23 protein-coding genes are annotated in these 21629 nt (G+C 42.8%); all 23 read right to left on the reverse strand.

Annotated elements, in window-relative coordinates; all coding sequences use genetic code 11:
- Positions 1 to 81 precede the first annotated feature (81 nt).
- The 23 genes from recN to gltX all read right to left on the reverse strand — a co-directional run bounded on the left by recN (position 82) and on the right by gltX (position 20952).
- On the reverse strand, positions 82 to 1773 hold the full coding sequence (gene recN / locus ACESZG_RS02230) for a DNA repair protein RecN (RefSeq protein ID WP_118329953.1): 1692 nt from the start codon (positions 1771 to 1773) through the stop codon (positions 82 to 84).
- Between the two features lie 83 nt (positions 1774 to 1856).
- On the reverse strand, positions 1857 to 2315 hold the full coding sequence (argR, locus tag ACESZG_RS02235; RefSeq protein WP_008704088.1) for an arginine repressor: 459 nt from the start codon (positions 2313 to 2315) through the stop codon (positions 1857 to 1859).
- A gap of 18 nt (positions 2316 to 2333) precedes the next feature.
- On the reverse strand, positions 2334 to 3194 hold the full coding sequence (locus ACESZG_RS02240; RefSeq protein ID WP_062807870.1) for an NAD(+)/NADH kinase: 861 nt from the start codon (positions 3192 to 3194) through the stop codon (positions 2334 to 2336).
- Positions 3195 to 3217: 23 nt separating this feature from the next.
- The gene (locus ACESZG_RS02245) at positions 3218 to 4027 is read right to left on the reverse strand and encodes a TlyA family RNA methyltransferase (RefSeq protein WP_008704090.1); all 810 of its coding nucleotides are present in this window, start codon (positions 4025 to 4027) and stop codon (positions 3218 to 3220) included.
- Entirely contained in the window at positions 4024 to 5895 is a 1872-nt protein-coding gene (gene dxs, locus ACESZG_RS02250) for a 1-deoxy-D-xylulose-5-phosphate synthase (protein WP_173701087.1), read from the reverse strand. The genes ACESZG_RS02245 and dxs overlap by 4 nt, the downstream gene beginning before the upstream one ends.
- Before the next feature lie 13 nt (positions 5896 to 5908).
- On the reverse strand, positions 5909 to 6796 hold the full coding sequence (locus tag ACESZG_RS02255) for a polyprenyl synthetase family protein (RefSeq protein WP_008704093.1): 888 nt from the start codon (positions 6794 to 6796) through the stop codon (positions 5909 to 5911).
- Positions 6780 to 7019: an exodeoxyribonuclease VII small subunit gene (gene xseB / locus ACESZG_RS02260; RefSeq protein ID WP_025577309.1), complete on the reverse strand. Its 240-nt coding sequence runs from the start codon at positions 7017 to 7019 to the stop codon at positions 6780 to 6782. The genes ACESZG_RS02255 and xseB overlap by 17 nt, the downstream gene beginning before the upstream one ends.
- Positions 6997 to 8226 carry an exodeoxyribonuclease VII large subunit gene (gene xseA, locus ACESZG_RS02265; protein ID WP_349048402.1) on the reverse strand — a complete coding sequence of 410 codons (1230 nt, stop codon included), beginning with the start codon at positions 8224 to 8226 and terminating at the stop codon, positions 6997 to 6999. The genes xseB and xseA overlap by 23 nt, the downstream gene beginning before the upstream one ends.
- Positions 8223 to 8645 (reverse strand): transcription antitermination factor NusB, encoded by a 423-nt coding sequence (nusB, locus tag ACESZG_RS02270; RefSeq protein ID WP_008704098.1) that lies wholly within the window; start codon positions 8643 to 8645, stop codon positions 8223 to 8225. The genes xseA and nusB overlap by 4 nt, the downstream gene beginning before the upstream one ends.
- A 64-nt stretch (positions 8646 to 8709) precedes the next feature.
- Positions 8710 to 9096, reverse strand: a complete 387-nt coding sequence (locus ACESZG_RS02275) for an Asp23/Gls24 family envelope stress response protein (RefSeq protein ID WP_008704100.1) — start codon at positions 9094 to 9096, stop codon at positions 8710 to 8712.
- Positions 9097 to 9164: 68 nt separating this feature from the next.
- Positions 9165 to 10754, reverse strand: a complete 1590-nt coding sequence (locus tag ACESZG_RS02280; protein ID WP_026648457.1) for a peptide chain release factor 3 — start codon at positions 10752 to 10754, stop codon at positions 9165 to 9167.
- A gap of 155 nt (positions 10755 to 10909) precedes the next feature.
- Positions 10910 to 11662 carry a SpoIIIAH-like family protein gene (locus tag ACESZG_RS02285; protein WP_020994069.1) on the reverse strand — a complete coding sequence of 251 codons (753 nt, stop codon included), beginning with the start codon at positions 11660 to 11662 and terminating at the stop codon, positions 10910 to 10912.
- A gap of 10 nt (positions 11663 to 11672) precedes the next feature.
- Positions 11673 to 12050 (reverse strand): hypothetical protein, encoded by a 378-nt coding sequence (locus ACESZG_RS02290; protein WP_226840004.1) that lies wholly within the window; start codon positions 12048 to 12050, stop codon positions 11673 to 11675.
- Entirely contained in the window at positions 11974 to 12540 is a 567-nt protein-coding gene (locus ACESZG_RS02295; protein WP_008704104.1) for a stage III sporulation protein AF, read from the reverse strand. Before ACESZG_RS02295 ends, ACESZG_RS02290 begins: the two co-directional genes overlap by 77 nt.
- 32 nt (positions 12541 to 12572) lie before the next feature.
- Positions 12573 to 13802 carry a stage III sporulation protein AE gene (locus tag ACESZG_RS02300; RefSeq protein WP_347048047.1) on the reverse strand — a complete coding sequence of 410 codons (1230 nt, stop codon included), beginning with the start codon at positions 13800 to 13802 and terminating at the stop codon, positions 12573 to 12575.
- Positions 13799 to 14185 (reverse strand): SpoIIIAC/SpoIIIAD family protein, encoded by a 387-nt coding sequence (locus ACESZG_RS02305; protein WP_020994071.1) that lies wholly within the window; start codon positions 14183 to 14185, stop codon positions 13799 to 13801. Before ACESZG_RS02305 ends, ACESZG_RS02300 begins: the two co-directional genes overlap by 4 nt.
- 52 nt (positions 14186 to 14237) lie before the next feature.
- Positions 14238 to 14432: a stage III sporulation protein AC gene (gene spoIIIAC / locus ACESZG_RS02310; RefSeq protein WP_008704108.1), complete on the reverse strand. Its 195-nt coding sequence runs from the start codon at positions 14430 to 14432 to the stop codon at positions 14238 to 14240.
- 81 nt (positions 14433 to 14513) lie between these two features.
- Positions 14514 to 15032 carry a stage III sporulation protein AB gene (locus ACESZG_RS02315; protein ID WP_008704109.1) on the reverse strand — a complete coding sequence of 173 codons (519 nt, stop codon included), beginning with the start codon at positions 15030 to 15032 and terminating at the stop codon, positions 14514 to 14516.
- On the reverse strand, positions 15017 to 15946 hold the full coding sequence (gene spoIIIAA, locus ACESZG_RS02320; protein ID WP_026648460.1) for a stage III sporulation protein AA: 930 nt from the start codon (positions 15944 to 15946) through the stop codon (positions 15017 to 15019). Before spoIIIAA ends, ACESZG_RS02315 begins: the two co-directional genes overlap by 16 nt.
- Before the next feature lie 43 nt (positions 15947 to 15989).
- Positions 15990 to 17120 carry a hypothetical protein gene (locus ACESZG_RS02325; RefSeq protein ID WP_025577324.1) on the reverse strand — a complete coding sequence of 377 codons (1131 nt, stop codon included), beginning with the start codon at positions 17118 to 17120 and terminating at the stop codon, positions 15990 to 15992.
- Positions 17121 to 17123: 3 nt separating this feature from the next.
- Positions 17124 to 17675 (reverse strand): 4'-phosphopantetheinyl transferase superfamily protein, encoded by a 552-nt coding sequence (locus ACESZG_RS02330; protein ID WP_008704112.1) that lies wholly within the window; start codon positions 17673 to 17675, stop codon positions 17124 to 17126.
- Complete coding sequence (locus ACESZG_RS02335; protein ID WP_368210324.1) at positions 17672 to 19498, reverse strand: ATP-dependent helicase; 1827 nt, start codon at positions 19496 to 19498, stop codon at positions 17672 to 17674. Before ACESZG_RS02335 ends, ACESZG_RS02330 begins: the two co-directional genes overlap by 4 nt.
- Positions 19499 to 19500: 2 nt before the next feature.
- Entirely contained in the window at positions 19501 to 20952 is a 1452-nt protein-coding gene (gene gltX / locus ACESZG_RS02340) for a glutamate--tRNA ligase (RefSeq protein ID WP_022380849.1), read from the reverse strand.
- Positions 20953 to 21629 lie beyond the last annotated feature (677 nt).

Consider the following 21629-nt stretch of genomic DNA (forward strand, 5'->3'; position numbering starts at 1 on the left):
ACAGCAAATCCGAAAGGTACAAAAATAAGAGAGAACAATCCGTCACAAAGATTATCCTCTCTTAGTATGTGGTCAATTATTTTATTTAAATCTTGTATTTTTTTGTTTCTGTGCCAATTCTTTCATCTCTTTCGCATTCTCAAGAACTGCAGGTGTAATTTCTGCACCACCTAACAGTCTTGCCAGTTCGCGGATGGAATCATGTTCTTTAAGCACATGGATCTGGGTAATAGTCTCAGTTCCCTGCAGATGTTTTTCAATTTCAAAATGACTGTCTGCCATAGCTGCAATCTGCGGCAGATGCGTGATGCAGAGTACCTGATGATGCTGTCCGATCACTGCCATCTTTTCAGAGACTTTCTGTGCAGTTCTTCCACTGATACCAGTATCGATCTCATCGAAGATCAATGTCTCAATCTCATCTCTGTCTGCAAGGATTGCCTTTAATGCAAGCATGATTCGAGACAACTCACCGCCGGATACGATCTGTCCCAGTGGCTTCAGAGTTTCTCCGGGATTTGTAGAAATGAGATACTGGATATCATCGGTTCCATTATCTGTGTAGTTTTTCTTTTTCCGGAAATCAATGGCAAAATTCACATCCAGGAAATTTAAATCCTTCAATCCCTGAATAATCTTCTGCTCAAGCTGTTTACTGTATTCTTTACGGATTTCTGCTAATTCATCCGACTTTTTCTCAAGAATATTTTCCAGTTCTCTGAGACGCTCCTTTAATTCCTGTAAATTTTCTTCATATTTATGTAATTTTTCCAGTTTTTCTTCCTGAAGTTTGCGATATGTGAAAATTTCCTCAATGGTACGTCCATATTTTGCCTTCAGTCCATTGATCAGATCCAGTCTTCTCTCTGTCTCATAAAACTCTCCTTCATCAAAGGTCAGCTCGTCCAGATAAGTGGATAATTCTCTGTTAAAATCATTCAGAAGACCGTCTACAGAAGTAAGTGTCTCTGCAAGAGGTGTAAGCTCCGGATCATACTGTGTTACATGAGAGAATTCCTTTAATGCCTCTCCGACAGTCTCTCCGGCGCCTTCCTTGCTTTCATAGCCTGTGAGATTATGTACAAGCTGCAAGGAGTCAACGATGAGTTTTGCATTGCTCATTTTTCTGTACCGGGCTTCCAGTTCCTCATCCTCTCCCGGCTGCAGATTTGCTTTCTCGATTTCTTTGATCTCAAACTCCAGAAAAGCCAGCTCACGATTTCTCTGCTCCTCATTCATATTCATGGAACCAAGTTCTGTTTTGCATTTGCTGTATTCTTTATATGCCAGAGATACTTTCTCCTTTGCAGGAAGGATTTTTTCTTTTCCATATGCATCCAGGATTGCAAGCTGCTTATCCTGATACAGAAGTGACTGATGCTCGTGCTGTCCATGGATATCCAAAAGGCATGCAGCAGCGGCCTTCATCTGACCTACAGTACTTGTCTCTCCATTAATCTTGTTGATGCTTCTTCCATCCATAATTTTTCTGGACAGAAGTACCTGTCCATCTTCCGGACAGATATCCAGTGCTTTCAGTGTCTCCAGCGCTTTCTCGTTTTCTACCTGAAAAAGCAGCTCCACAAGTGCATAGGATGCATTTTCCCTTATCATATTTTTAGAAGTTTTTGCACCCAGGATCAGCTGCATAGACCCCAGAAGGATAGATTTACCTGCTCCGGTCTCACCGGTCAGGATATTCAGTCCGGGACCAAATTCCACTTCTATTTCTTCTATCAGTGCAAGATTTTTCACATGCAGATGAGCTAACATTTATTGCCTCCATAATCAAGTCATTTGTAATGTTAAAAGTTCAGGATCGTAACTGCAAAGGTATTGAGCAGTTACTCGTGAGATCACTTATTCAATCTGACAAAACTTCTCAGTTTCTCTGCTGCTCCCAGTGCCATGTCTGCAGTCTTTGCAGCACACATAATAGTGTCATCACCTGCAATACATCCCAGTATTTCCGGCCATTTCAACGCATCCAGGGCTGCTGCCACGCCCATGGCCATTCCGGAAACGGTTTTGATCACAATGATATTCTGTCCCACATCAATAGAAAGCAGGGTATCTTCCAGTACTCTTGTATATTTTTCTCCAAGACTTCCTGATTCATTATTAATAATTGCATAACGGGACTTTCCGTCCTTTCCTGCCACTTTTGTCAGCTTGAGAGCACGAATATCTCTGGATACAGTCGCCTGTGTCACTTTAAATCCTGCCTCATTAAGTCTGGAGGCCAGCTCTTCCTGTGTATCAATATCATACTGATGAATCAGTTCAATAATTTTCTCATGTCTCGCAACTTTCACCTTATTTCCTCCTGCTGATCAGCTGTCTCTCATCTTCCGGCGCAATACCTCAACAAAACTTAAATGGTTCAGCTTCAGAATCTTTGTCTTTACATCTGCCCGCCGGATCTGAATGCAGTCACCGGTGACCATGGGGATAAATGTATCTCCGTCAAAAGATGCGATTCCCTTTTCACAGTCACAGTGTCTTCCTTTTCCTATCTCTACAGTGATCACATCCTGCGCAGGAAAAATAATGCTTCTTGTATTCAGCGTGTGTGGTGCTATGGGAGTCATGATCGTCATGGCGGCATTGGGCGATACAATAGGTCCTCCCGCTGACAGACTGTATCCGGTAGATCCGGTAGGTGTTGAAATAATAATTCCATCAGCATTATAAGAGTTAAGATAAACATCATTTACATAATTCTTAAACCGGACCACGCGGAGATGACCGTCTCTGCCGATCACAATGTCATTCAATGCAATATCCTGTCCGATCAGTTTTCTGCCGCGGTACACCCTTCCTTCCAGCATCATGCGTTCTTCTACCTCGTAATCATCCGCCATCAGCTGATCCAGAGCACTGTACAGAGAGGTCTGATTCACTTCTGCAAGAAAACCCAGATTTCCCAGATTGATTCCAAGAAGAGGAATTTCCTTATGCACCACATCCCTTGCTGCCTGAAGAAGTGTGCCATCTCCTCCCAGAACAATAATACACTGTGTATCGTCCGGAACCTTATCAGGATCTGTATAATGAAAGGAACCCTCATGTTTCCTTTCTGCCTGCTGTACTTCACAGTTTTTGTGATGTGTTTTCAGATAATCTGCGATTTTTTCTGTGATTTCAAGTTTTTTATCCTTGTCACTGTTTGTAATAATATAAAACCTGTCCATAGTTTCTTCCTGACTCAGCCTTTTTAATCCAACTGTCCATGAGCCTCTGCCACAACAGCTTCTACAGATACCTTCAGGCTGTCGGTAACCCCGGTACCTTCCGGATGTTTTTTCAGATGAAGAAGATATTCGATATTTCCTTCCGGTCCTTTAATTGGCGAAAAAGAAAGATGACATGGCTCCATAAAAATACTCATGGCATAATCGCGCACTTTTTCGATCACTTCCTGATGAACAGCAGGATCTCTTACAACCCCCTTCTTTCCGACTTTCTCTCTCCCCGCCTCAAACTGCGGCTTGATCAGACATACGATCTCACCCTCATCTGTAAGGAGATTTCTTACAGGAAGCAGTACTTTTGTAAGAGAAATAAAGGACACATCAATTGATGAAAAATCTGCCGGTTCTCCCAAATCCTCCGGTACCACATAGCGGATATTGGTTTTCTCCATACAGACTACACGCGGATCGTTACGAAGCTTCCAGTCAAGCTGTCCATATCCTACATCAATGGAATAAACTTTTACTGCCCCGTTCTGTAACATACAATCTGTAAACCCTCCGGTGGACGCACCTACATCCATACAGACCTTACTATCCAATGTGACATCAAAGTTTTTCATAGCTTTTTCAAGTTTCAGCCCACCGCGGCTTACATACGGAAGAGTGTTTCCTCTGACCTCAATCTTTACAGTCTCCGGGAACATGGTTCCCGCCTTATCTTCTTTCTGACCATCAACATATACATCGCCTGCCATGATGAATGCCTTTGCTTTCTCGCGGGATGGTGCAAGGGCACGTTCCATCATAAGCATATCCAAACGTTTCTTCATTGCTCTCTTAATTCCTCACTATCTTCTATTGCCTGTCTGATGTCTTCCACTCCAAGTCCAATCCGGCTGCGCAGGCTTTCTACATTTCCCTGGGGTACGAAACGATCCCAAACAGCTGCCGACAACACTCTTATTTCCGGATGACAGGCTTCCATATAAGCAGACACATGCTCTCCGTATCCGCCGCTTTTCACATTCTCTTCTACTGTCACAAACAGACTGTGATCCTTTGCCAGTTCATCAAGAAGATCCACATCCAGTGGTTTCACAAATCTGGCATTTACAAAAGTAGGATCATAGCCGTCATCTTTCAGTCCTTTACAGATTTCCATGCAGGACGGGATCATACTTCCCACTCCCAGCACAGCGATTTTTTTTCCTTTGCGGATAATCTCACTTCTGCCATATTCCACAGGTGCCTGATATTCCCGAAGCCCCTGATGCGCACTGCCTCTCGGATAGCGGATTGCAATCGGTCCGTCAAAGCTTACCGCAAATACAAGCATCTCTTCCAGTTCTCTGTCATTCTTCGGTGCCAGAACAGTCATATTCGGCATCATGGACAAATAAGACAGATCAAAGCAGCCCTGATGCGTCTCCCCGTCTGCGCCTACAAGCCCTGCCCTGTCAACAGCAAAAATCACATGAAGCTTCTGCATACATACATCATGCAGGATCTGATCTACAGCACGCTGCAGAAAAGATGAATAGATGGCAACAACAGGAACCAGGCCGCCAAGAGCCAGACCCGCCGCAAAACTCACCGCATGTTCCTCTGCGATTCCCACATCAAAAAATCTGTCTGGAAATCTCCTGGAGAATTCCACAAGTCCGGTTCCATCCGGCATGGCTGCGGTAATAGCTGTCAGTTTTTTATTTTTCTCACCAAGAGAGACCAGTGCTTTGGAAAAAACATCTGTATAACCCGGCACTGTTTTCTTCTGAAGTACCCGGCCTGTTTTAATATCAAAAGGACCTGTTCCATGAAACCTGTCCGGATGGGCACTTGCAGGTTCGTATCCTCTGCCTTTCTTTGTCAGGACATGAACAACTACCGGTCCCTCTACCCGTTTTGCTTCATTAAAGAGCTTCATCATCTGACGCATATTATGACCGTCAACAGGTCCCAGATATGTCAGCCCCATATTTTCAAACAGCATTCCCGGAATAAAAAGCTGCTTGACACTGCTTTTGGTTTTTCTCATAGTATCTACCAGAGCAGTCCCTACCTTCGGAACCTTCTTCAGTGCCTTTGTCACACCCATCTTCATTCCTGTATAAGCTTCTGCAGTTCTCAGTGCACTCAGATAAGTGGACATGCCTCCTACATTTCTGGAAATGGACATATTATTGTCATTTATGATAATAATAAAATTTGTCTTTAACTCTGCAGCATTATTTAATGCCTCATACGCCATTCCTCCGGTGAGAGCACCATCTCCGATCACAGAAACCACATGATGCTTCTGTCCCAGAATATCTCTGGCATGCACATATCCCAGTCCTGCCGAAATTGAATTGGAACTGTGTCCTGCATCATATGCATCACAGGGGCTCTCACTTCTCTTAGGAAAACCGCTTAATCCACCTTCCTGTCGCAGATTCTTAAATTCATCTTTTCTTCCGGTAAGAATCTTATGTGTATATGCCTGATGTCCTACATCCCAGATTAGTTTGTCTTCCGGAAAATCCAGCACATTATGAAGAGCCAGAGTCAGTTCCACTACTCCCAGATTTGAAGCAAGATGTCCGCCTGTCTGACTTACTGACCGGATTAAAAAGTCCCTGATCTCCGCTGCCAGAGGCTCGAAATCTTCCAATGGTATCTTATGGATATCATTGGGTTTCTTAATCTTTTCCAGAATCATTTGTATCCTTCCTTTATTTTCTGCGGTTTATTAATTTTTCAATTAACAAATACAGAAACTCGTTATTTTTATTCAGACTCTTCAGCAGATCGATTGCCTTTTCTGAGAGTTCTTCCACCTGTTCAGCAGCCTTCTCTGTTCCAAAAAGAGTCACATAAGTAACTTTATTATTCTTCTCATCACTGTGTACAGGTTTTCCCAGTTCTTCTGCAGTGCTGGTCACATCCAGAATATCATCCTGAATCTGGAAAGCCAGTCCTATATTTCCGGCAGCTTTCTCCACTGCAGATACTTCCTGCTCATTTGCTCCTGCAAGAATTGCGCCTGTCATCATGGAGGCTTCGATCAATGCTGACGTCTTATTTCTGTAAATATAGTCAAGCATCTCTTTTTCAAGGGGCTTTCCGTCATTTTCCACATCAACACTTTGTCCTCCAAGCATTCCATGAATGCCTGTTTTCTGTGAGACCACTCTCAACGCATGGATTACCCGATCCTGCTCTTTTGTCAGGGCAAATGCCTGAAACATGGTTTCGTATGCGTAATTAAGCAGCGCAACACCGCTTAACACCCCCATGGCTTCCCCATATACCTTATGTGTAGTCAGTCTGCCGCGCCTGTAATCATCATCATCAAGTGCAGGAAGATCGTCATGAATCAGGGAATGAGTATGGATCATCTCCATTCCTGCCATAAACGGTTTTACAACTTCTTCCTTACCATCAAACAGGCGATATGTCTCCCGGATCAACATTGGCCGAAGGCGCTTGCCTCCTGCCAGCATACTGTAATTCATAGCCTGAGCCATTGTTCCGGCGAATCCCGCCTCTGCAGGCAGAAAGCTTCTGATCACTTTCTCTGTTTCTTCCGTTCTCTTTGCTAATTCATCTTGAAAATTCACTAAATGTACCATCCTCATTAAGCTGCAGCATTTTCTTCTCCACTGTATCCAGCTTCCCGCTGCAAAGTTTCAAAAGTTCCATGCCCTGTCTGTACAGTATAAAAGAGTCCTCCAGCGATGTGTCTCTGTTTTCCAGTTTTTCAGCCAGCAGATCCAGTTCTGCAAACATCTCTTCCAGAGGTTTCTCCTCCTGTAACTGCTCACAGTTTTCTTTCTTCGCCATAGATTCTCTCCTCCTTCACCGTACCTGTAACATCTGCTTCTATCGTACCGTCTGTCACAGATATATAAATGGTATCCCCATTTTGTACCTGTTCTACACTTGTCAATGTCTTTTTATATTTATCTGCCACATAAGAATATCCCTGATTCAGTTTCTTTAAAGGGGAAAGTCCTGCAAAACGTTCCAGATAAACAGACAATCTGTGTCTCTCATCCTGAAGTTTCCTGTTCATTCCATTTTGTACAGTATTCTCCAGATCTGCCAGACGCTGTCTCTGCTCCCGCAGCCTGTTCTCCGGACTCAGATAAGCAAATTTTGTCTGAAAATGCTCCAGTCTGCTGCGGTACAGATCCATTTTACCACTCATTGCACGATATAACCGCTGCCTGTAAATACTTACTGCTTCAATCACACTTCTGTAATCATCCACCGCAAGCTCTGCCGCGGCAGAAGGAGTAGGAGCTCGCAGATCAGCAACGAAATCAGCAATCGTAAAATCCGTTTCATGACCTACTGCGGAAATAATGGGTGTACTGCACTCAAAAATAGCTCTGGCCACGATTTCTTCATTAAACGCCCAGAGATCTTCAATAGAGCCGCCGCCTCTTCCCACAATGATCACATCCACATCTGTCTTATCAAGCATCTGTATTCCTTTTACAATACTTTCTGCCGCACCCGCCCCCTGTACAAGAGCCGGATATAAAATAATCTGTAAATAGGGATTTCTTCGATAGGAAATATTGCGGATATCCTGAACAGCCGCACCTGTCGGTGCAGTTACCACACCCAGACGTCTGATAAATCTCGGAATGGGCTGCTTGTACTCCTGCGCAAACATTCCCATATCTTCAAGTTCCTGTTTCAGCGCAAGATATCTCTCATACAAAGCACCTGCACCTTCCAGAGTAATTTCCTTTGCATACATCTGATAGCGGCCGTCGCGTTCATATACATCCACACTCCCGCCAACGATCACCTTATCGCCATTTTTCATGGCAAATGCAAGTCCCCGTCTGTGTCCGGCAAACATCACACAATTCAATGTTCCTGTCTCATCTTTCAGGGAAAAATAGATGTGTCCGCTTGTATGATATTTACAATTGGACACCTCGCCTTTTACATAAATCTTCTGCAGTAAATAATCCTGGGTAAACATATTTTTGATATAACGGTTTACCTGACCTACAGAATATGTGTTTTTCATTCTGATTTTTCTTCGCTTTCACTGTTGGCAATCTTGCCAAGGATACCGTTTACAAAGGAACCGGAAGTCTCACCGCCAAAACGTTTGGCAAGCTCTACCGCCTCATTGATAGCTACGCCTGTAGGTACATCTTTGTCATATTTCAGTTCATACACTGCCAGACGCAGGGCAGTCAGGTCAACGCGGCTCATTCTCTTTGTCTTCCAGCCATTGCTTGTCTCATTTAACAGTGCATCGATCTCGTCTAATTTTTCAAGTACATGGCGGTATTTCCGGCTCATATACTCCTGATCTTTCTCTGAAAGTTCCTCCAGAGTATCAAAATAAAGTGAAAGCTGCTCACTCATCTCTTCCTCTGAATTAAATTCTGTCATGAACAGTAATTTAAAAATATGTTCTCTCTGCTCTCTTCTTCGCATAATTTTTGCTGTATAAACAGCTTTCCTTTCTAAATATCTCTTAAGTACACAAAAAAGGAAAGGGTTACTTTCCTTTTTCGTTCTCCATATCTACACTGGCAATATGAATATTAACATCTGCAACCTCAAGACCTGTCATATTCTCTATGGATGATTTTACTTTCTCCTGAACTTTCTTACTTGTCTCAAGAATGTTCTTACCATATTCGATATTCAGGTTCAGGTCTACTGTTACAACTCCTTCGAGTACAGTAACCTTAACACCTCTGGAAAGATTCTTCATTCCAAGTTTGCTTACCAGTTCGTTTGTGATATTGCCTGCCATGGAAGCAACTCCGTTTACTTCCGTAGCAGCAAGTCCGGCAATGATAGCGACCACTTCATCTGCGATCTGGACCTCACCAATGCCTCCTAAATCCTGTATTTTATATGTTATTCTTTTCTCTGCCATCTGAAAACCTCCTGAGGGATTCTTTAATCTTTGTTCATTATACCAAATCGACAGATAAATGAAAAGGGTTATTTACTGAATTCCGTTAATATTAAGCCAGGATTTCTGTCCTCTGTCATACCCACACTCCAGGAATTTACAAAGAGGAGCAGCGGATTTCCCTTAAGATCAGTAACTTTTTTCATATCAGAGGTTCCAATGATCTTATCCACTTTTACTTCTTCTTTATTTGCAATCCAGCGAATATGTTCATATGGAAGTGTTTCCAGACGGATATCTACATTATATTCATTTTCCAGACGATATTTCAGAACATCAAACTGCAGGACACCTACAACACCTACAATAATTTCTTCCATACCGGTATTAAACTCCTGAAAAATCTGAATAGCACCTTCCTGCGCGATCTGATTGATACCTTTAACAAACTGTTTTCTCTTCATAGTATCAATCTGACGGACTCTCGCAAAATGTTCCGGTGCAAATGTAGGAATACCTTCGAATGCAAACTTTTTACCGGGTGCACAGATTGTATCTCCGATGGAAAAGATACCCGGGTCAAAAACACCGATAATATCTCCGGCATATGCCTCATCTACCACATGGCGGGATTCTGCCATCATCTGCTGCGGCTGAAGCAGACGCATCTTTTTATCACCCTGCACATGATATACTTCCTGGGAAGCGTCAAATTTACCGGAACAGATTCTCATAAATGCGATTCTGTCTCTGTGTGCCTTGTTCATGTTTGCCTGGATTTTAAATACAAACGCTGAGAAATCATCATCCATGGGGTCAATTTCCCCAATATCAGACACTCTCGGAAGCGGTGATGTTGTCATCTTCAGGAAATGTTCCAGAAATGTTTCCACACCGAAGTTTGTCAGCGCAGATCCGAAGAATACAGGTGTCAGCTTACCTTTGCTTACCAGCTCCTGGTCAAAATCTGCACTTGCGCCGTCCAGAAGCTCAATCTCATCCAGAAGCTGTGCTTTCTGCTCCGGATCCATAATCTCATCTGCCCGGCTGTCACTTAACGGGATTTCCTCGATCACACCTTCTTTGGTACCTTTCTGTGTATCAGAAAAGGTAAGTATTTTCTCTGTATCACGGTCATAAACACCGCGGAATTTCTTACCGGAACCGATTGGCCAGTTGATCGGGCAGGTTGCGATGCCAAGTTCTTTCTCAATCTCATCAAGAAGGTCAAATGTGTCGTTTGCATCGCGGTCCATCTTATTGATAAATGTAAAAATCGGGATATGGCGCATTACGCAGACCTTGAACAGTTTTCTGGTCTGTGCCTCCACACCCTTGGAACCGTCGATTACCATGACTGCAGAATCTGCTGCCATCAGTGTACGGTAAGTATCCTCCGAGAAATCCTGATGTCCCGGTGTATCCAGAATATTAATGCAGTAACCATCATAATGAAACTGCAGAACAGAGGAAGTAACGGAAATACCTCTCTCTTTTTCGATCTCCATCCAGTCTGACACTGCATGGCGGGCTGTTGCCTTACCTTTAACACTTCCGGCAAGATTGATTGCTCCGCCATACAGCAGGAATTTCTCAGTCAGTGTAGTTTTACCTGCATCCGGATGGGAAATAATGGCAAATGTTCTTCTTTTTTCTATTTCATTCGTATACTTAGACACGTTCAGCCTCCTGTTGCGTTTTTTTATAATTGTTTGCATAAAACACCGGCAACAGCCGGTATCAGTTACGTTTTCTATTTTTTTACAGCATTCCTATTCTAGTATATGCACCTCTTTTCTGTCAAGATATATGTTCGCATATTCATATCAAAATATCAGTCATAAATATCAGTTGTATCGATTGCGGTATCCTCATATGGCTGTGCTGATGTTTCGCTGTCTTCCTCATACGAAGTATCTGCTGATGTTTCATCTGTCTGTGTTGTATCTTCTGCATCTTCACTCTCCTTCAGTGGGGTGATCACAATATTTTCTGGCGCAATTCCTGTTTTCCTTTTTACAATATCTTCAATCTGTGCTCTCTGTGCATCAGAAAGTTCTGCTTCAGGGATCACAACATCCGCAGTTTCTCCGGTAAGATTTACAACTACATTCTTAAAGCCCTTCGCCTCCAGCAAAAGCTCTGCTGCCGCTTCTTTTTCTGAAAGGTCTGTCATCGAGACCATCGTATGTATTGCCTCCTGCTTCTCTTCATCATCAATTTCTTCATTATTGATAATGTCCTGCAGATCTGCCTTGTTCTGTGAGCGCACCTGTTCTCTGCTGATCTTTGCCTGTGCGGCAAATCCTGTAGAACCCGTAAACACAGCCTCCCCGGGAGTATCCGTTTCCTGACTGTCTGTAAGACTGTTATCAGTCAGACCTCCATCTGCCTGATTTTCATCCAGAAGAGCAGTTTCATCTGTAAGATCATATCCTGCATCTTCAAGGATACTGCTGCTGTCCGTACTTGCCTCCTTATCCCTGAATCCAAGATCTACATCCGCAAAGTTCAGATATCCTGCCACTGCAATCAGAATTGCCAGCGATGTAATAATGACCTGATTTTTTCCGATGACTTTTTTCACATTTATCTCCTCATTTCATTTTCATTATTCTAATTCTATGAGCATCCACCTGAAATAATGCCATGACCGCCTCCTGAATATTTTGGACCACTACAGGATTTCCTCCACCTTCCGCAGAAATCAGAACACCGGTCACCTGTATGGTTTCTGAATTATAGAAGCTCTGCCTGTCTTTCTTCTCATCTGTCATCAGGATAACCTGTACCTTTCCCACCCCTTCCGTATTTTCAAGAAATGCTTCAAGTTTCTCTTCCAGAACACTTTTTTGCATATCTTCACTCTGCTCTCCTGCCGTATTTTTCTTTTGCTGCTTACTGGATACAGGCATCGCCGCTACTGCCAGAAGTACTCCGATGAGCAACAGGATTCCCCATTTTGCCGGATTCATTTCGGACAATCTGGATACAAATTCTGTTTTCTTTAAGTCCCCACTCTTCCACCAGCGCATCTTTAAGCTCCTTTCTCTCCTCCTGAGAAATTTCTGTCTTCAGTACAAGGTTTGCCTGCGTCTCCTCCCCTTCTATATTTACTTTCACCTTATATACTTCTATGCCTCTTTTTTCCAGAGTTTCCCGGATTTTCTGTTCCAGTTCCAGTTCGTAACCTTTTTCCAGATAGACTTTCTGAATATTCTGAAATTCCCGGAGTTCTTTCTCTCTGTTTTCTTCAGAAAAATTATCCAGAAAACTTTCCGTCAGTTCCGAACCTTTTCCAAGAATGGAAAATATCGGGGTACTCATCATAAAAATCAGCAGCAGGCCCATAAAAAAGCGTACATATTTCTCATACTTCTGGTCAGGTATCAGATTCAGAACCGCAGTGAAAAAGATATAAAATACTGCCAGATTTCGAATCCATAAATACAGCTCTTCTTTCATATGTTTCCTCCGGCAATCTTTCTGTCAGTTCATCAGGATACAGAAACTACAACTATCAGGAATGTCAGCATGCAAAGTACTTCTGCTGTCAGCAAAAGCTTTAAAAGCATTGCACATCCCTCCCCCATTGTACTCAGGGCTCCCACAACTCTTTTGTCAGAAATTGGCTGTGCAATCGCAGCCAGAAAACGATAAACCAGAGAAAGACTTCCATAATGGATAATCGGTCCTGCTCCAATCAGCAACAGAAGGATCACGATTACTGCGCCAAAACTGTTTCGCACCATCACTGCACTGGTCAGCACTAATTCTGTTACAGCGGTCACTGCATTTCCAATGCCGGGAATCGCACTCGCTGCCTTGCCAACAGCAGAACGCTTCATGGCATCCATCACCGGGCTCACCATATTCCGCACAATCTGCAGACCAACAATAGCTCCCAGAAGACTTTTCAACCCCCAGTTTACAGCTACATCCAAAAGTTCTGCCATTTTTGTAAGCATCTCCTCTTTTGACAAATAATTAACCATTTTCAGAAGCAAACTCAGGTTTACAGCAGGCAGAAACAGATTTGCAAGAAGCCACTGAACCGCCCAGATCATCAGCAAAATTCCTTCATAAAATGCAGCAGCTGTTGATGATCCGGTTGATGCAGCCACTGTCATAAAATAAGCCGGAGACAGAACTTTCATGAAATCCGTCAGTCCAAGAAGCCAGTTTGTAAGCGTACTTCCAAGCCTTGAGAAATTCTCCATAAGCATTGTAAACAGCGCAAGATAGACAATATAAAAGCTGATACTGCCAGCCTGTCCGTTTCCGAAAACATCAGCAAACTCCGCCAGCACCGCTGCAATAAAAATCACAAGTAAAAGTTTCAGTATTAATCCTTTTTCATTCTCTATATCCGAAAAAAAGAGACTATACAAAAAGCTCCGTACAGTCTCTTTTGAAACAGGATCCTCCCCGTTTATGATATTCATCAGTGCTTCTCTGACAGAAAAAACATGGTCATCCATAATCTCATCCAACATTTTCTGCACATCATCAATCTGTATCTCTTCCATTAGATTCTCCTGCAGGATCTGTACTGAAGAATCTTCTTTCTGTTCTGTCTGCGCAGCGGCATATACGGATACTATATGATTCTGAAAGAATGTAAGATATGACACTCTTCCCACCAAAAGTATACATGCCAGTATACACCAGTAACCTTTCCACAGATCTGCCTGTTCCCTGATACTTCTCTCTTTATCCTGCCTCATATCATAAACTCCGAAATCGTATCCAGAATTGCCAGCAGTACCGGCATACTCAGAACCATCACAGACAGTTTACAGAACAGGTCGATCTGTGTTCCGATCATCTGATATCCGGCATCTTTGCAGATTGCAGATGAAAACTGTCCGATATATGTAATCCCAATAATCTTAACCAGAACTGTGAGATAACTGCTGTCTATGGGGAAGCTTTCTCTCAGCCTGTTCATGGTTTCAAACAGATAAGAAACTTTTCCTGCTGCAAGACCAAGAATCAGAAAACCCGTCATCATGGTCACAAGTGCAGCAAATTCCGGTCTGGTTTCTTTTAGAATAAAACCAAGCATCATTCCGCAGATACCCATGATTGAAACTTTCACAATATCCATGCCATTCAAACCTCTTTCTGTTCTGTCAACTGCCATAACAGTTGATTTGAAATCACAGCACAAACAACTGCTGAATACTTTCAAACAGTTCATAAATATATGGAACAATCCAGAACAGCACCATCAGAAGCCCCGCCAGGCTTACCAGAAATGCCTGTTCATCCCTTCCACTGTGTTTTAGGATCTGGCAGAGAACAGAAACCAGAATCCCTACTGCAGCGATTTTAAAAATAAGACTTACCTCCACAGTCTCTCCTTTCCGGCTTCTGCTGCCAGATATAACAAAACAGTAATCTACACAGTAAAGAAACAGATTATAAATACATGCTCACCAAAAAAACACAGCCACAAATATTCCGCCCAGTATTCCCATACTGCGGTATAATTTTCTTTTTTCACAAAAATCTTTCCTGAGTTCCCTGATCGCATATTCTGTTTCCTTTTCCATCAGATCCATCTGTTTTAGCTGCATATCCAGTCCAAGATAACCAAGCTGATCTCCCAGTGAATAAAATCTGTCTCTCTCTTCCTGCGAAAGACAATCCAGATCCAGACACTTTCCGGCCGATTCTCTGAAGATTGTCCCAAAGGAATCCCCTGTTTTTTCTTTCATTTTCTGTGCCGTAAGTATAAAAAATTCTCTGTACTTCCCTTCCAGTTTCCCGGAAGCACCTGTAAAGGCATCGTACAGAGATTTATTTCCATAACGTATTTCTCCTCTTAGGAGGATGATCATCCGTAAGATCATTTCCATCATCTTTTTGCGTCTGCCAAGTTCATTGCTCATGGCAAAACCGCAACCGACACCGGAAATTACAATTACACACAATCCTACTGTTCTAAGCATACTTTTCCATTTTCATCTAATACAGCTTTCAGACATCCTGCCTGATCATTTTTGTCCAGGATAATATAACGTTCAAATACTTTCTCGCCCATAAGCTTATAAAAGAATGGCTGATCCAGAACATCCTCCAGACAGCTTCCATGTGCAGTCGCAATCAGCTTACATCCGCAGTGGATCACTGAGTCAACTGCCTTGAAATCCTCTTCACAGCCTAACTCGTCCACTGCAACCACATCCGGTGACATGGAACGGACCAGCATCTGCATACCTTCTGATTTCGGACAGCAGTCCAGCACATCTGTACGCATTCCCAGATCATTCTGAGGAATTCCCTGATAACAGCCTGCCAGCTCACTTCTCTCGTCCACCACACCTATTGTCAGACCCTGGGTATTGGCCCATCCATTACTGAGCTGCCTGATAATATCTCTGAGCAGCGTAGTCTTTCCACACCTTGGCGGTGAAATGATCAATGTATTTGCAACCCATTTCTCTGTACGGATATAAGGCATCACCTTATCCGCACATCCCTGAATCTCATGTGCCAGACGGACATTGATGCAGGAAATATATTTCATTCCCATGATCCTGCCCCGATCCAACACTACCTTTCCGGTCACACCTACTCTGTGACCACCCTGAACACTGATAAATCCCTGTCTGATCTCATCCTCATAAGCATACAGGGAATATCCTGTGACATATTCCAGTGTTTCTTTCAGATCTTCCGTTGTCACCAGATACTGTTCCTGACCCGGTTTTCGCAGAAAACACTCTCCTCCGTCATAAGTTAAAAACAACGGGCGCCCTACACGAAGGCGTATCTCATATAATTTATCATAATCCAGCTTCGCATCCATTAAAAGATTCCGGATATTTCCGGCAAACAGGTTTTCAATCTGCTGCGCTTCTATATGTCTCACCTCTTTACACTTAATATATGTGGACAAACCGATTTTAGTACTCTTCCTGATAAGACTCTTCCATTTTTATCAGATTCAGCTTCAGAACCCGGTCTACCACATTTCCTGCATACCCCCTGTACGCATAAGCTCCTGATTCAAAGAGTACGTAAAGTTCATCCCCCTCTACAACAATCTGCTCGATCATCTCAGGCATTCTGTATGATCTTGCAGAATTTTCATTGACATACAGACGTTTATCCGACTGTTCATAAAAAACAATCCTGGATGGCAGAATACCAAAAGAATGAGACAACAACAGCTTATCGTTATAAAAAGCCATTCCCTGTGCCTGTTCTGATATTGTAGAATAATCCAGCGGAACCGCCATTTCAAACATCATGCCAAGTTCCTCATTAAAAGTATTCACCAGATCACCTTTTGAATCCACCGCATATCTCGCGATGGTGCTCTCTGTATATTTGTTAAAACATCCTACATACAGGCACCCCTTATAGAAAGTCATAAAAGAATCTCTCACGATTCCATAAAGACTACATGTCTGATTTACCTGCACAGGCATATGGTTATCCGCATAATTATAGTCACGCAACACATCCATCTTAATGCTGATCGCCTGCGCGATTCCATTGGTATTTGAAGAATACCACAGCATATCATGTTCCTGATCATAGGCAAGTCCGCCTACATGAGGCAGACCTGGCAGGACTACCTCTTTGATAAATCTGTGAGTTTCTTTGTTGATCACATAAATAACAGAGTTATGTTTTTCCGTATGACAATAGGCACTTACAAGTACATACTCATCGGTCACTGCAAGTCCCTGAGGAGTCATGGAAGTACATACCGCCTGTTTTGTACCCTCTGCATTCAGGAATGTTCTTGTATATCTCAGTCCGGGAATAATATAAGTTCCGTACTCTTTTTCTTTTTTTCTGCCCTCAAAGGCAAAGGTATTTAACTCCTCCTGCTGCGACAGCATCTGTATCTGTCCACGTAATGAATACACTGCAGCATCCTGGTTGGTTACCGGATATTTTGCAGGAGGTTCCGTCTTACCCCTGTATACGAAAGCATATCCCCAGAAAGCCAGTCCAAGTGCCAGTACTGCTACAAGAATCTTCACTGCCAGTCTCCGGATTTCTTTCTTCGTTTGTCTGTTCATGTCTTACCCAAGTATGATGTCTTCATATTTCCAGTTGATTTCCATGGGATTCATTGCCCATACTGCTCCACTGTAACCGTCTTCCATATCAAGCAGCATATGACTGCCTTCATCCATGGATATAGTCCTCATGTCTCTGGAAAGCCCCTCACCGGTCCATTTGATATAAGCTTCCCTCAGTACCCACTGTTCAAAAAATTTCTTTTCCACATTTATATCTGAGAGAATTTCGAGATACTGTTCCCGGGGTACCATACGTCTGAGCATTCTTTCATAATTGGCTCTGCAATGAATCTGCACATCAATTCCAACCTCCTGATCAGCCAGAATACATACCACATATTTTCCGGAATGACTGATATTATAATGCAGGGACGGACGATAGGAAAGGAATGGTTTTCCATGTTCTCCCTCTGCTCTGGGTTCATTGTACAGATTGATTCCATATTCTTTTTTCAGTGCGATTTCCAGAAGTTTCTCTGCGATCATATGCTCCATATGTGCGCCTTCATATTCTTCCCGTATTTTTGTACAGTAAATAATTCCTTTATTCATAGGCCTGTCTCCTCAAGAAACCGGGAAGGCTCCCGTTCCTTCTCATACTGGCGTTTCACATAGGCAAGCACCAGCTTCTTTTTCGCCCTGGTCATCCCTACATAAAACAATCTTCGTTCTTCTTCCACTGCTTCTGCCAAAACCGCCTTGCGATATGGAATGCTTCCTTCATTAACATTCAGAATATACACAATATCATATTCCAGACCTTTTACCGCATGGAGTGTGGATATAGTCACTCCTTCTTTTTTATCCTGCTGTTTCCTTGCCTGTTCATTCAGGCGCTTCGTATATTCTTCTATGTAAGTCTGCCACTTCGCCAGGGTTTTCATGCCTTTTGCACTCTCATGGATCCGGTCCAGGGTCTCAAGCAGTTCCTCTGGTTTTATTTTACGATACTGTGCATATTCACGCAAGTATTCTTCGAATCCCATTCCTTTTCTGATAAAATTAATCGCAGCAAAAGGGGAAAGAGTACCAAGAATCCTCAGATGCGTTTCCAGTGTGGTAATCCTGTCGCACATCCAGTCTTTGTCTTTATAATATTCCCGAAGTTCATTAAAATTAATCTGCGAACTGTTCAACGCTTCTCTGGAAATATAGCGATTTGGCCGGTTCATGATATCCAGAAAATTCTTCCTGCTCCTGTCTCCTGCTGCCATTTCAAGATAAGCCAGAAGCGCCCGGCAGATCCAGTGGCGGAAAAGATTGGGAAGCTGTTCTTTCATTGTAAAAGGAACCTGATATTCCATCAGCACATTGATCAGACCTTCCGATTCCTGATTTGTACGAAGCAGGATTGCCGTATTCAGCAGATCCTCACCGCGCTCCATTCTTTTTTTCAGTGCTGCCACCACGCACATATACTCTTCTCTTGGATTATCAAATTCCTTGCACGTCACAGGCATCCCTTCTTCATTTGGAGTATCCAGCTGCTTTTTGAAACGTCTGGTATTACATCCGATCACTTCCATGGCTGTACGCAGGATATTCTTACTGCACCGGTAATTCACATTCAGAAGGACTGTCTCCGCCTTCGGATAATCCTTTGTAAAATTTAACATAATCTCTGGTCTTGCGCCCCGGAAATGATAGATGGACTGGTCATCATCCCCTACAATAAACAGGTTATTGACAGGTGCCGCCAGCATCTGCAAAATCTTGTATTGTAAGCTGTTGATATCCTGAAACTCATCCACCAGAATGTAGACAAATTTTCTTCTCCATGCATTCAGGATATCCTGTCTCTGAGAAAAAAGTTCATAACAACAGAGGATCATATCATCAAAATCCAGCTTGCGTTTCGCCTTCAGAGCCTGCTTATAGCCATGAAAAATGTCCCTGAATATCTCATCCGAGCAACAGGATGCATAATAATGCTCCGGAGAAATACAGTTCCCCTTTACGACACTGATTTCCCTGGCAACTTCTTCAATGAAATCTCCCTCCTGAGCCATTTCCTGTCCATATTTCTCAGTCATCTCACGTAGAATACTGAATTTCTCTTCCTCAGAAAGAATATTGGCCGCACTCAGATGATAGGCCGCTTTCAAAATCCCATAAAAAATTCCGTGGAAAGTTCCAAAAGTCACTTCGCTTCTGTTCTGTCCCACGAATTTCAAAAACCGTTCTTTCATCTCTGTTGCCGCTGCTCTGGAAAAAGTTACAACCAAAATAGAAGAAGCCGGTATCTTCCCCTCATTGATCATGTATGCAGTTCTCTCCACAATAACGGAAGTTTTCCCCGAGCCGGGACCTGCCAAGACCATCATAGGTCCTGACAGGTGAGTGATTGCCCGAAGTTGAGATGGATTTCTCTTCATATTTATTTGCTTAATTTCTCAATAGCTGCCTTTACTCGTTTGATTGTCTCATCTTTACCGATGATCTCCATGATCTCAGTAGCACCGGCCGGCGTCATCTGTTTGCCGGAAACAGCAGTACGCAGAGGCCACATTACATATCCGTTCTTATAACCATGCTCTTTTACAAATGCACTTAATGTTTCAAATAACGGATCATTTGTATAATCTTCCTGTTCTTCCAGAACCGGAAGTACTTCTTTTAATACTGTAAGAGAAGTCTCTTCATTTGTCTTCATTTTCTTATGGCAGTACATGGCGGAATCATATTCCGGTACTTCCTCAAAGAAGTCAATCAGAGCCGGAATGTCAGGGAATGTTTCGATTCTGGTCTGTACCATTCCTGCAATCTTTTTGAAGTTGTAGTCTTTCTTCAGAACTTCTTTCATATACGGAAGTGCTCTCTCATAGAATTCATCCGCATCCATTTTCTTGATATACTCACCATTCATCCAACGAAGTTTCGCAATATCAAATACTGCCGGAGATTTATTGATATGATGATAATCAAATACCTGTACCAGTTCATCCAGTGTAAAGATCTCTCTGTTGTCAGAAGGACTCCATCCGAGAAGTGCCACATAGTTGATGATTGCTTCCGAAACAAATCCCTGATCAAGCAGGTCTTCATAAGAGGAATGTCCACAACGTTTGGAAAGCTTCTGGTGTGTCTCATCTGTGATCAGCGGACAATGTACATAAACCGGGATATCCCATCCGAAAGCTTCGTAGATACGGTTGTATTTCGGAGCTGAGGAAAGATACTCGTTACCTCTTACTACGTGTGTGATCTCCATTAAATGGTCATCGATTACGTTTGCAAAGTTATAAGTTGGGTATCCGTCAGATTTGATCAGGATCAGATCTTCCAGTTCCTCATTGTTTACTGTGATATCTCCGTAGATTACATCATGGAATGTTGTAGTTCCCTCTGTTGGCATATTGAAACGGATTACGTGTGGTTCTCCTGCATCAAGACGACGCTGTACTTCTTCTTTGGAAAGTTTAAGGCAGCGTTTGTCATAAATGGAAATCTCTTTTCCTGCCACAACACGTTTCATACCTTCCAGTTCTTCCTTCTTACAGAAACAGTAGTATGCATCACCCTGTTCTACTAACTGCTGTGCATATTTCAGATAGATTCCCTGTGCCTGACGCTCGCTCTGAACATACGGTCCAAAGCCTTTGTCCTTGTCCGGACCTTCATCATGGAGAAGTCCTGTTTTTGCAAGAGTACGGTAGATAATATCTACAGCGCCTTCTACGTAACGTTCCTGGTCTGTATCTTCAATACGGAGGATGAAATCTCCGCCTTCATGTTTTGTAATAAGGTATGCATATAATGCTGTTCTTAAATTTCCAACATGCATTCTGCCTGTAGGGCTTGGTGCAAATCTTGTTCTGATCTTGGTCATAACTTTTTTCACTCCTGAATTTTTTATATATTCAAAATCTGTAAAAAAAGACCCTGCTTAAAAGCAGCGCCTTTCTACTTTCGGGTTTATTATACGTCAGAGGCTTTCTTATTTCAAGTCGGGATATTGGAAATTTTAAAAAAGTTTGTTATGGAAAGGGACGCATGGGAAGCAATTATGTTTGGGGGCTCAGTTTCGGAACCATTGTATTTCTAGGCATTCGGGAAGCCGCTAAAATCATGAGCCGCTCTCTCAAACTCGCTCCGTTGCAAACTCCGCTCAGACAGTGAAACGATCGGCTCATAACGCGGCTTCCCAAATACCAAGAACTACAATGAACCCTCAAATTCGCCCCCAAACATAATTGCTTCCCATGCTGACTATCGGCTATATAACATATTTAGTATACAACAATAAAGAATATACCACTCCTGACTTTACAGAACAATTAGCTAAATAACATATCTGCTACACAACATAACTATAGTAACCCTCATAAATAATGCATATTGATTCAGCCCATCAGGCATGAAATCCTGCGTCAGATATCCTTGACGTGCGTCAGCACGCCTGCAGATATCTTCCTTGTCTTTCGCACTCTGCTGAACTGTCTCAAATACATCAATTAAGAGACTTACTATAAATATAAACCCTAAGAAAGTGCATGACAACCTGCA

This window comes from Blautia sp. Marseille-P2398, from assembly GCF_964240315.1.
GTDB classification, from domain to species: Bacteria; Bacillota; Clostridia; order Lachnospirales; family Lachnospiraceae; genus Blautia_A; species Blautia_A wexlerae.

Coding starts and splice junctions, on each gene's coding strand:
- ACESZG_RS02295 (WP_008704104.1), bottom strand. CDS start 12,540: ATGAAAGAAGAGCTGTATTTATGGATTCGAAATCTGGCAGTATTTTAT.
- ACESZG_RS02315 (WP_008704109.1), bottom strand. CDS start 15,032: ATGCTTAGAACAGTAGGATTGTGTGTAATTGTAATTTCCGGTGTCGGT.
- ACESZG_RS02325 (WP_025577324.1), bottom strand. CDS start 17,120: ATGAACAGACAAACGAAGAAAGAAATCCGGAGACTGGCAGTGAAGATT.
- xseB (WP_025577309.1), bottom strand. CDS start 7,019: ATGGCGAAGAAAGAAAACTGTGAGCAGTTACAGGAGGAGAAACCTCTG.
- xseA (WP_349048402.1), bottom strand. CDS start 8,226: ATGAAAAACACATATTCTGTAGGTCAGGTAAACCGTTATATCAAAAAT.
- ACESZG_RS02290 (WP_226840004.1), bottom strand. CDS start 12,050: ATGAATCCGGCAAAATGGGGAATCCTGTTGCTCATCGGAGTACTTCTG.
- recN (WP_118329953.1), bottom strand. CDS start 1,773: ATGTTAGCTCATCTGCATGTGAAAAATCTTGCACTGATAGAAGAAATA.
- gltX (WP_022380849.1), bottom strand. CDS start 20,952: ATGACCAAGATCAGAACAAGATTTGCACCAAGCCCTACAGGCAGAATG.
- dxs (WP_173701087.1), bottom strand. CDS start 5,895: ATGATTCTGGAAAAGATTAAGAAACCCAATGATATCCATAAGATACCA.
- ACESZG_RS02275 (WP_008704100.1), bottom strand. CDS start 9,096: ATGGCAGAGAAAAGAATAACATATAAAATACAGGATTTAGGAGGCATT.
- ACESZG_RS02245 (WP_008704090.1), bottom strand. CDS start 4,027: ATGAAGAAACGTTTGGATATGCTTATGATGGAACGTGCCCTTGCACCA.
- ACESZG_RS02240 (WP_062807870.1), bottom strand. CDS start 3,194: ATGGACAGGTTTTATATTATTACAAACAGTGACAAGGATAAAAAACTT.
- ACESZG_RS02330 (WP_008704112.1), bottom strand. CDS start 17,675: ATGAATAAAGGAATTATTTACTGTACAAAAATACGGGAAGAATATGAA.
- ACESZG_RS02300 (WP_347048047.1), bottom strand. CDS start 13,802: ATGAGGCAGGATAAAGAGAGAAGTATCAGGGAACAGGCAGATCTGTGG.
- nusB (WP_008704098.1), bottom strand. CDS start 8,645: ATGCGAAGAAGAGAGCAGAGAGAACATATTTTTAAATTACTGTTCATG.
- ACESZG_RS02335 (WP_368210324.1), bottom strand. CDS start 19,498: ATGAAGAGAAATCCATCTCAACTTCGGGCAATCACTCACCTGTCAGGA.
- ACESZG_RS02305 (WP_020994071.1), bottom strand. CDS start 14,185: ATGGATATTGTGAAAGTTTCAATCATGGGTATCTGCGGAATGATGCTT.